Below are 9394 nucleotides of genomic sequence, written 5' to 3' on the forward strand. Positions count from 1 at the left end.
GGTGGCCGGAGGAAGCCGCCCGCCGGAGGCTCAGGCGGTCAGTTGACGCTCACGGCCGACCAGGCGGCGGCGACCGTGTTGTACTCGACGCTGCCCGCGCCGTACAGGTCCCCGGCGGCCGACAGGGTGGCGGTGCGCGCCCCGGCGTAGTTGGTCCGCGAGGTCATGTAGGTGGTCAGCGCGCGGTACCAGATGGCGCCGGCCTTGGCGTTGCCAATGCCGGCCACGGTGCTGCCGTTGCAGGTCGGGCTGTTGCCGTACGACGAGGAGCCGCTGCCGACCGCGAGCAGGTAGAAGAAGTGGTTCGCCACCCCGGAGGAGTGGTGCACGTCCAGCCGGCCGACGCTGCTCGACCAACAGTCGGCGGACGAGCCGTCCTTGGAGGGCTTGTCCATGTAGCGCAGCGGGACGCCGCTGCTACGCAGCTTCTCACCGATCAGGTAGTCGCCCGGGTCCTTGCTGTTGGCGGCGGAGAACTCGACCAGGGTGCCGAAGATGTCGCTGGTGGCCTCGTTCAGGCCGCCGGACTCGCCGCTGTAGCGCAGGCCGGCCGTGTTGCTGGTGATGCCGTGGGTCATCTCGTGCCCGGCCACGTCCAGCGAGGTCAGCGGGTACCAGCCGGAGCCGCCGTCGCCGTACGTCATGCAGAAGCAGGAGTCGCTCCAGAAGGCGTTGGCGTAGTTGCTGCTGTAGTGCACCCGGCTGTACGCGCCGACCCCGTCGTTGCGGATGCCGTTGCGGCCGTGGGTGCTCTTGTAGTAGTCCCAGGTCTTCTGCGCGCCGTACGCCGCGTCCGCGGCGGCCGTCTGCCGGTTGGCCAGGGTGCCGTCGCCGAAGACGTTGCCGGCGTTGGTCACCAGGGTGCCGGTGCCGCTGGTCCCCCCGTTGAGGTCGTAGGTCCGGTGGTTGCCCCGGGTGGCGTCGGCGAGCTGCCAGGTACCGCCGGCGGCCGTGCTGCCCACGGTCACCGAGCCGGAGTGGAAGGTGTTGCCGGTGCCCTCGCGCTGCACGCCCTCCCACGAGTCGCGGACCGCGCCGGTGGCGGCGTCGACCAGCACGTGCAGCTCGCTCGGGGTGCCGTCGGCATAGGTGCCGCCGACCACCACCTCGTACGCCAGGGTGGTGCCGGCCTGGTCGGCGTCGTGCACCAGCTGGGCGCCGGAGACGGTGCGACCGGTGGCGGTGGACGCGGCGAGCGCCACCCGGCCCGCGGCGGCCGTGCTCAGCTTCGCCTTCGGGGCGCGCCGCGGGGCGGCGGTCAGGCTCTGGCTGGCGCCCCGCCAGGCGTTGCCCTTGCCGAGGTGCACCACGACGTCACCGCCGAGCACCGGCAGTCCGTCGGAGTAGCGGTTGAGCCGGACGTGCTCGGTGCCGTCCGCGTCGGTGGCGACCTGACGCAGGGTGAAGCTCTGGCCATCCGCCGCGAGCCCGGCGCCGGAGTGCGCCTTGAGCTGGGCGACCGCCCGGGTGAACGCGTCACCGGAGACGCCGGGCGCCGCCGCGGCGGCGGTCGGCACCGTGGCGGCGGTGGCCAGGAGAGCGGCCGTGGCGAGGCCGCTCAGCAGGGTGGTTCGACGCATACGTTCTGCCTCCACAGGGACAGCCGGAGGGGGTGTCCGGCTGACGGGACCCGGGCGGGGGTTCGACCCGGGCCGGCCATGGAAGACCGCAGGGTACGGCCATGGCGACAGCCATCGAAGAACGGAAGATCCTCGATGAATGCTGTGGCTATTCTGAACCCAGGCGGCCCTTCTCTGTCACGACTTCCGGCCGAGGTTTTTTCCAGAACTTTTCGCGTTCCGCCCGTCGCTCCCGGCGTCGTCGGCTCCGGCCCGCGCCGCACGCGCAGGTCCTAACCTGGGCAGATGGGGTTTCCTCAGCCGGTCGACGCCGCCGGGGCGCAGCGACCCGGTCCACCGCTGCTGGCCGGCACTCTGCTGACCACCAGCGGCCTGGTGGACATGCTGTCCGGGTGGGCCGACACGACCGTCGACCCGTTCGTCGTACAGACCGGCCAGGGCATGTACCTCGTCGACATCACCGGCTGGGCCTGGCTGCACGTCGCGATCGGCGCGGTGGTCACGCTCGCCGGCCTGGCGGCGACCACCGGACGCCGGGGCACGACGTCGGTCGCCCTCGGCTGCGCCACCCTGAGCGCCGCTGTCGACCTGCTGCTGTTTCCGTACGCGCCGGTCCCCGCGCTGCTGGTGGTGGGGCTCGACGCCGCGGTGCTGCGACTGTTGCTGCGACATCGTCGCATCGGCCGGGCCACGGGTGGGTTCAGCGGGCCTCGCAGATCCGGCCCGTCATCGCCGGATCCCCCTCCCTGGTCGCCGACCAGATCGGATTGAGCATCAGGGCCAGCGGCGGGGCCTGCCAGGCGGCGCCCAGCCGCTGCAGCAGGCCGTACTCCCGCCGGGGCATCTCCACCGGCTCCCCCGCCAGGAAGGCGACCACCCGGTCCTCCACCGCCCGCTCGCCCACCAGGCCGCCGTGCAGCGCGGGCTGCTGATAGACCGGGACACGGCTGTACTCCCCCGGCGGCGCCTCCGCGGCGCTGATCGTCGGCAGGAAGGCGATCATCCGGACCCCGGGTACCGGGCAGAGGGTGCGGTTGCGGTAGAACGGCGCGTTGCTCAGCACCGACCGCACGAACGAACTGTCCGGCTCGTCCTTCACCGCCAGTGGCAGGTTCGACAGCCAGAACATGATCCGCAGCTCCCAACCGGCCGCCACCCCCCAGCCTTCGTATCCGGGCGGCGGGTAGTAGGTCCGGCCGGCCTGGACCAGCGGACTGAACATCACCACCGTGGTCACCGGGCCGCGGGGCAGCCGCTCCAGGTAGGTGCGGGCGACCATGGAACCCTCGCTCTGCCCCACCAGCGCCACCGGGCGTCCGGTACGCCGGTGCACCGACTCGACCTGGTCGGCGAGCAGGGCGCTGCTGGAATCCAGGGACCGGTGGGTCGCCTCGGCCGGGTACGGCAGGGGCTGGCCCTGCGCGTCCAGGCCACGGTAGGAGAAGCGCTCGACCCGCGGGTCGGCGGCAGGGGTCCCGTCCCAGCTCGAGTTGTGCCCGCCCAGGACGATCACCGCGTGCGGCACCCGGTCGGGCAACCGCTCGCTGAGCACCGGTGGCCGCCACTGCCCCTGCCCGCCACCTCCCGCGAACCCGATGAACGCCTGGGCCCAGATTGAGCCGGCCAGGGCGAACGCGATCGCGATCGGGGCGACCGGCACCCGCGCCCAGTGCCGGACCGGTGCCGTCGCGGCGGCCACGGTGCGCTGCCAGAGCAGCCCGTTCGCGACGCCGGCCAGACCGGCCACCAGCACCGTCCACCACCCGGGGGTGCTGGAGATCACCGCGCCGGCCAGGGTCAGCACCACGAAGTTCAGCGACGCCCAGCCGAACAGCTCGATCGTCGGCAGCCCCTTCCACCACCGGCTCACCACCCCGGCCCGGACCAGGAAGGGGGCGAGCAGCAGCATCGGACCGAGGGAGGCGAACAGGTACCACGACAGCGCCACCGCCGAGAAGGCGACGGAGAGCGCGGCCCACGGCGAGATGACCGCCGCCGCGAGCACCGCGACCTCCAGGTTGCGCCGGATCAGCCAGCCCCAGGACGGCCGCGGCACCCCGGCCGGCCAGGCCAGCGCGGTCAGCCCGGCGGAGAGCACGCCCCGGAGCACGGTCAGCAGCAGCAGGCCGAGCAGGAACATCCCCCAGGAGTTGTGGTACACCAGCAGCCAGCGCAGGTCGTGGTACGAGTCGTACGGCCACACGGCGGTTGCCTGCGGGGCCAGGCCCCGAGCGGCGTGCAGGCCGACGCCGACCAGCAGCGCCTCCTCCAGCACCGGGGGCAGCGCGGCGAGGCCGAGCAGCCCGGCCAGTCGGCCTCTCGTTCCCACGGCACTCCTCGCTCTCCCGGCCCTCCCGATGCTCTCGCGGATCACGCCCCTCGGTGGGGGAATCGCACGGACGAGAGGAACGCAGGGTGGCCGCGCCGTCCCGCAGCGCGACGGCCCGCGACGACAGCGCGTGGCGTCCGCCGCGTCGCGTGGCAACGTGTCGTACTCCTCGGGCAGGATGCAGGGCGTGCGCCCTGACCGAGACGAGCAGCTGACCGGAGTCCTGAGATGACCGACGACCTGCTCGACGGCCCGGGCCGGCCGGTCGGCCGGGTGCTCGGCACCGCCGACGCCACCCCGCTGCAGTTCTGGACCGCCGTCTCCCCCGACAGCTACCTCCAACTCGACGACGTGGTCGTCACCCGGCGTGAGCTGCCCGACCGGGAGCCGGTCACCATCGCCGGGGTGGTCACCCAGGTCCGGGCCCGGCACGAGGGCGCCCAGTTCGACTCGGACGTGTTCGCCATCGCCGACGGCACCCTCCCCGCCCAGGTGCAGGAGGCCGCCGAGATCACCACGACCCGGGTGACCCGGAGTTCTACGTGCCGCCCGCGCCGGGCGCGGCGGTCCACCGGGCCGAGGGCGACGCCCGGGCGCGGGCGCTGCACTTCGACCGGATGGAGCGGCGCATCCCGATGGGCATGGGCCGCGACGGCGTCCCGGTCTACCTCAACGCCGACTTCCTCGACGGCAGCCGGGGCGCGCACGTCTCCATCTCCGGCATCTCGGGAGTGGCCACCAAGACCAGCTTCGCCACCTTCCTGCTCTACTCGGTCTTCCGCTCCGGGGTGCTCGGCGGCGACGCGGTCAACGCCAAGGCGCTGATCTTCAACGTCAAGGGCGAGGACCTGCTCTTCCTCGACCACCCCAACGCCCGGCTCGACGACCCGACCCGGGCCGCGTACGCGAAGCTCGGGCTGGACGCCGGCGCCTTCCCCGACGTGCGGGTCTACGCCCCGCCCCGGGTCGGCGACGCCTCCGGCACCCCGGACGTGAGCAGCCGGCTCACCGGCGTGGACAGCTTCTACTGGACGCTGAGCGAGTTCTGCGCCGACCGCCTCCTGCCGTACGTCTTCGCCGACGCCGACGACGAGCGCCAGCAGTACACGATGGTGGTCCACTCGGTCGCCGCCCACCTGGCCCGGTACGCCCAGCCCGCCGACGGCGGGGTGAGCGTCGACGGGGTCCGGCTGGGCTCGTACGCCGACCTGGTCGACCACATCGTCGAGCAGCTCAACGACGACGAGACCCGCAGCGACTGGGCGGGCAGCGCGGTCGGCCTCGGCACGGTCAACGCCTTCGCCCGCCGGCTGATCGGCAGCAAGAAGGACCTGGGCCGGCTGATCCGCGGCGACCTGGCCACCCGCCGGCCGCACAGCATCAACACCGCCGAGAGCGCCCAGGTCACCGTGGTCGACCTGCACAACCTGCCGGACCGCGCGCAGCGCTTCGTGGTCGGCGTGACGCTCAAGAGCGAGTTCGAGCGCAAGGAGAAGTCCGGCACCGCCAAGCCGCTGCTCTTCGTCGTCCTCGACGAGCTCAACAAGTACGCCCCGCGCGAGGGCTCCTCCCCGATCAAGGAGGTGCTGCTCGACATCGCCGAGCGGGGCCGCTCGCTCGGGGTGATCCTGATCGGCGCGCAGCAGACGGCGAGCGAGGTGGAGCGGCGGATCGTCACCAACTCGGCGATCCGGGTGGTCGGCCGGCTCGACCCGGCCGAGGCGTCCCGCCCCGAGTACGGCTTCCTCCCGCCGGCCCAGCGCCAGCGGGCGCTGCTGGCCAAGCCGGGCACCATGTTCGTCAACCAGCCCGACATCCCGGTCCCGCTCTGCCTGGAGTTCCCCTTCCCCGCCTGGGCGACCCGGGTCTCCGAGGCGGGGAAGCCCCCCTCGCAGACGCTGCGCTCGATCACCCAGTCGGCCGACCCGTTCGCGGTGGTCGGCTCGGGCGCCGGCGACGACGACATCCCGTTCTAGGGAGCGCGCACCCATGAAGATCCTGCACACCTCGGACTGGCACGTCGGCAAGGTGCTCAAGGGGCAGTCCCGCGCCGACGAGCACAAGCAGGTGCTGGCGGGGGTCATCGAGATCGCCGCCGCCGAGCGTCCCGACCTGGTCGTCGTCGCGGGCGACCTCTACGACACCGCCGCGCCCAGCCCGGAGGCGACCCGGCTGGTCACCCGGGCGCTGACCGCGCTGCGCCGCACCGGGGCCGACGTGGTGGCGATCGGCGGCAACCACGACAACGGCCAGGCCCTGGACGCGCTGCGGCCGTGGGCCGACGCGGCCGGCATCACGCTGCGCGGCAGCGTCCGGGAGAACCCGGCCGAGCACGTCATCGACGGGGTCACCCGCGACGGCGAGCGCTGGCAGCTCGCCGCGCTGCCCTTCCTCTCCCAGCGGTACGCCGTCCGCGCCGTGGAGATGTACGAGCTGACCGCCGCCGAGGCCACCCAGACGTACGCCGACCACCTGGGCCGGGTCCTCGACCGGCTCACCGAGGGCTTCACCGAGCCCGACCGGGTGCACCTGGTCACCGCCCACGTCACCGTGGTCGGCGCGACCACCGGCGGCGGCGAGCGGGACGCGCACACCGTGCTCGGCTACGCCGTGCCGGCGACGGTCTTCCCGGGCAACGCCCACTACGTGGCGCTGGGCCACCTGCATCGCTCGCAGCGGGTGATCGGGCCCTGCCCGATCCGCTACAGCGGCAGTCCGCTGGCGGTCGACTTCGGCGAGCAGGAGAACGTCGCCTCGGTGACGCTGGTGGAGGTCACCGCGACGACCGCCGCGCAGGTCCGCGAGGTGCCGGTGCCGGCCGCGGTGCCGCTGCGCACGGTGCGGGGCACCCTCGCCCAACTGGCCGAGCTGACCCCGCCCGAGGGCTGGCTGCGGGTGTTCGTCCGCGAGCAGCCGCGGGCCGGCCTCCGCGAGGAGGTGCAGGAGCTGCTCCCCCGGGCGCTGGAGATCCGGATCGACCCGGAGCTGGTCCCGGCCCCGGGCAGCGGCACCCGGGTCGCCCAGCGGGCCGGCCGCTCCCCGCGGGAGCTGTTCGCCGACTACCTGGACAGCCGGGGCCACGACGACGACGGCGTGCGGGAGCTCTTCGACGAGCTCTTCGAGGAGGTGTAACTCGTTGTCGGCTTTCCCTGCTACGAAAACCTGCCGGCGATCCTGCATACACCTCTTGGGGTGCGCGCGGTTTGCAACGCGAGGCAAGGGCAACTTGAAAGGGGCACTTTTGATCCCCAGGGGCGAACGGTGAAAGTCACCCGGATCGCGTACTCGACGGCCCTCAACGCAGGTAAGTATGCCGAGCTGGTGGAGCAGGCTCGCCGGTTGGGTCGGGTTCGCAGCGAGGTGTGGCAGCGTTACGGGTCCGTCGCCGGGGTCGGGTCGGGGTTGACAGACCGGCGGGTGCGGGATCAATGGTTGGCCGACGGCACTCACGAGCGGTTCGGTGTGTTGGCGAATGCGTGGAAGGAAACGGTCCGCGACGCCATGGCGGACATCGCAGCGAACCTGGCGGCGGCCACGGTGCAGATTCGCCGGGCGGTTGGCCGGCGCACGACCGATCCGACCGAGCGCAAGCGGATGCTGAAGGCGCTCAGAACTGGCGACTGGGTCAGTGACCCCTTCCTGGCTCGGCAGGTACGCAAGCATTGGAAACACGGCCGCAACCGCACCCACGATCAGATTGTGGTGCGCGCCGACCAGTACAACACCGTTGCTGACGCCCGTGGCCAGTTGTGGCTCGCGATTCCCGGCCTGCAACGTCGTAGAATGGTCAGGATCCCGCTGTCCACGATCGTCGCTCCGACTGGCACACTGCGGCTGATCCTGCGCCGCGGCCAGGTGGAGGTCCACTACCAAACCGACGCGTCGCAGTTGAGGTCGTCGCAACGGCCGTGCGGCGGACGGACAATCGGCGTCGACAAGGGCTACACCGAGGCCTTGACCGACTCCGACGGTGACCACCACGGCAGGAGTCTCGGTGAGTTGCTTTCCAGTGAGTCGGACCGGTTGAAGGAACGTAACCGCCGTCGGGCAAAGCTGCGCTCGATCGCGACAAAGGCCGCCTTGCGCGGTGACCAGGCGAAAGCGCACCGGATCAGGTCCAACAACCTCGGGACCGTCCAACGGGACCGGCAGGCCGCTCGCCACCGCGCCCGAGTGCGCACGGAAATCTTCACCGCCGTGCACCGGGTCGTCGACAAGGCCGCCACCCTCGTCGCCGAAAACCTCACCAAGCGCTTCGCCGGTCGTAGGGCGCTTGGCAGGAACGTCAACCGGCGCCTCGCCGCGTGGACCAAAGGTGTCACCGACGAGGCACTGACGAACGTGTCGGAGCGCAGAGGTTCTGCGCTCGTACACGTCAACGCCGCCTACACCTCACAAACCTGTCACCGCTGCGGCCGGCTCGGTCGACGCAGCGGGGATCGGTTTCACTGCACCTGGTGCAGGGTGGTGTGGCAGGCCGACGTGAACGCCGCGATCAACATCCTGCACAGGGTAGGCGACCCCGACATCGCCCTGTACACCCCACATCACAGGGTGAAGCAGATCCTGCAGGACCGGACCGATCGCCACCGGACCAGACTGCCGGTCCAGGACTCCAGCCCGGCCACTGCCGGGCGGAGAGCGAACCATCCGAACCGCTCAGCAACGAGCAACAGTAGGAAGCAGGTCGACCGCTGATGCGTCCGATGCGGCTGGACATGGCGGGCTTCACCGTCTTCCGGGACGAGACCACCGTCGACTTCACCGACGCCGACTTCTTCGCGCTGGTCGGCCCGACCGGCTCGGGCAAGTCGACGGTGCTGGACGCGATCTGCTTCGCCCTCTACGGCACGGTGCCCCGCTGGGGCGGCACGCGAGGGCTGGCGAACGCGCTCGCGCCGTCGGCCACCGAGGCGCGGGTCCGGCTGGTCTTCGAGTCCGCCGGTTCCCGCTACGTGGCCACCCGGGTGGTCCGCCGGGACGGCCGGGGCAACGTCAAGACGGCCAACGCCGGGTTGCAGCTCATGCCGGCCGGCTTCGACGTCACCAAGCTGGACACCGGGCTGAGCCCGGAGGACCTGGGCGAGGTGGTGGCCGGGACGCCGGCCGAGATGGAGCAGGCGGTGCTGGAGGCGGTCGGGCTGCCGTACGAGCAGTTCACCTCCTGCGTGCTGCTGCCGCAGGGGCAGTTCGCCGACTTCCTGCACGCCAAGCCGGCCACCCGCCAGCAGATCCTGGTCAACCTGCTCGGCCTCGGCGTCTACGAGGAGGTGCAGAAGCGCGCCACCGAACGGGCCGGCCAGGCCGAGGCGGGGTTGGCCGCGGTGGACAAGGTGCTCGCCGGGCTGACCGACGTCGACGACGCGGCGATCGATGTACAGCTTACGTACGTCTGAGCATCGATCGATGTACAGCTACGTACGTCTGAGCATCGATCGATGTACAGCTACGTACGTCTGACATCATCGTGTCGCTACGTACGTCT

Annotated in this window: 5 protein-coding genes and 2 pseudogenes; 5 read left to right on the plus strand and 2 right to left on the minus strand. The window is 71.7% G+C overall.

Features of this window, described 5'->3' with window-relative positions; all coding sequences use genetic code 11:
• Positions 1-38: 38 nt before the first annotated feature.
• Entirely contained in the window at positions 39-1580 is a 1542-nt protein-coding gene (locus JNW89_RS18270; RefSeq protein WP_238449839.1) for a M4 family metallopeptidase, read from the minus strand.
• 285 nt (positions 1581-1865) lie between these two features.
• Here JNW89_RS18270 and JNW89_RS18275 point away from each other — a divergent pair, with 285 nt between their 5' ends.
• Complete coding sequence (locus tag JNW89_RS18275) at positions 1866-2351, plus strand: hypothetical protein (protein WP_238449840.1); 486 nt, start codon at positions 1866-1868, stop codon at positions 2349-2351.
• Here the strand turns inward: JNW89_RS18275 and JNW89_RS18280 are convergent.
• Positions 2281-3909, minus strand: coding sequence for a triacylglycerol lipase (locus tag JNW89_RS18280; protein ID WP_238449841.1), 1629 nt, complete (start codon positions 3907-3909; stop codon positions 2281-2283). The genes JNW89_RS18275 and JNW89_RS18280 overlap by 71 nt on opposite strands.
• Before the next feature lie 228 nt (positions 3910-4137).
• Between JNW89_RS18280 and JNW89_RS18285 the strand changes: the two are divergent.
• From JNW89_RS18285 to JNW89_RS18300, 4 genes and pseudogenes are all read left to right on the plus strand, one after another.
• A pseudogene (locus JNW89_RS18285) lies at positions 4138-5885 on the plus strand (ATP-binding protein).
• A gap of 13 nt (positions 5886-5898) precedes the next feature.
• Entirely contained in the window at positions 5899-7041 is a 1143-nt protein-coding gene (locus JNW89_RS18290; RefSeq protein WP_238449842.1) for an exonuclease SbcCD subunit D, read from the plus strand.
• Between the two features lie 129 nt (positions 7042-7170).
• The gene (locus JNW89_RS18295; RefSeq protein ID WP_238449843.1) at positions 7171-8607 is read left to right on the plus strand and encodes a transposase; all 1437 of its coding nucleotides are present in this window, start codon (positions 7171-7173) and stop codon (positions 8605-8607) included.
• Positions 8607-9284 (plus strand): annotated as a pseudogene (locus tag JNW89_RS18300) (AAA family ATPase); the annotation flags it as partial. The gene JNW89_RS18295 and the pseudogene JNW89_RS18300, both read left to right, overlap by 1 nt.
• Positions 9285-9394 lie beyond the last annotated feature (110 nt).

The sequence above is a fragment of the Micromonospora sp. 4G55 genome, from assembly GCF_016803375.1.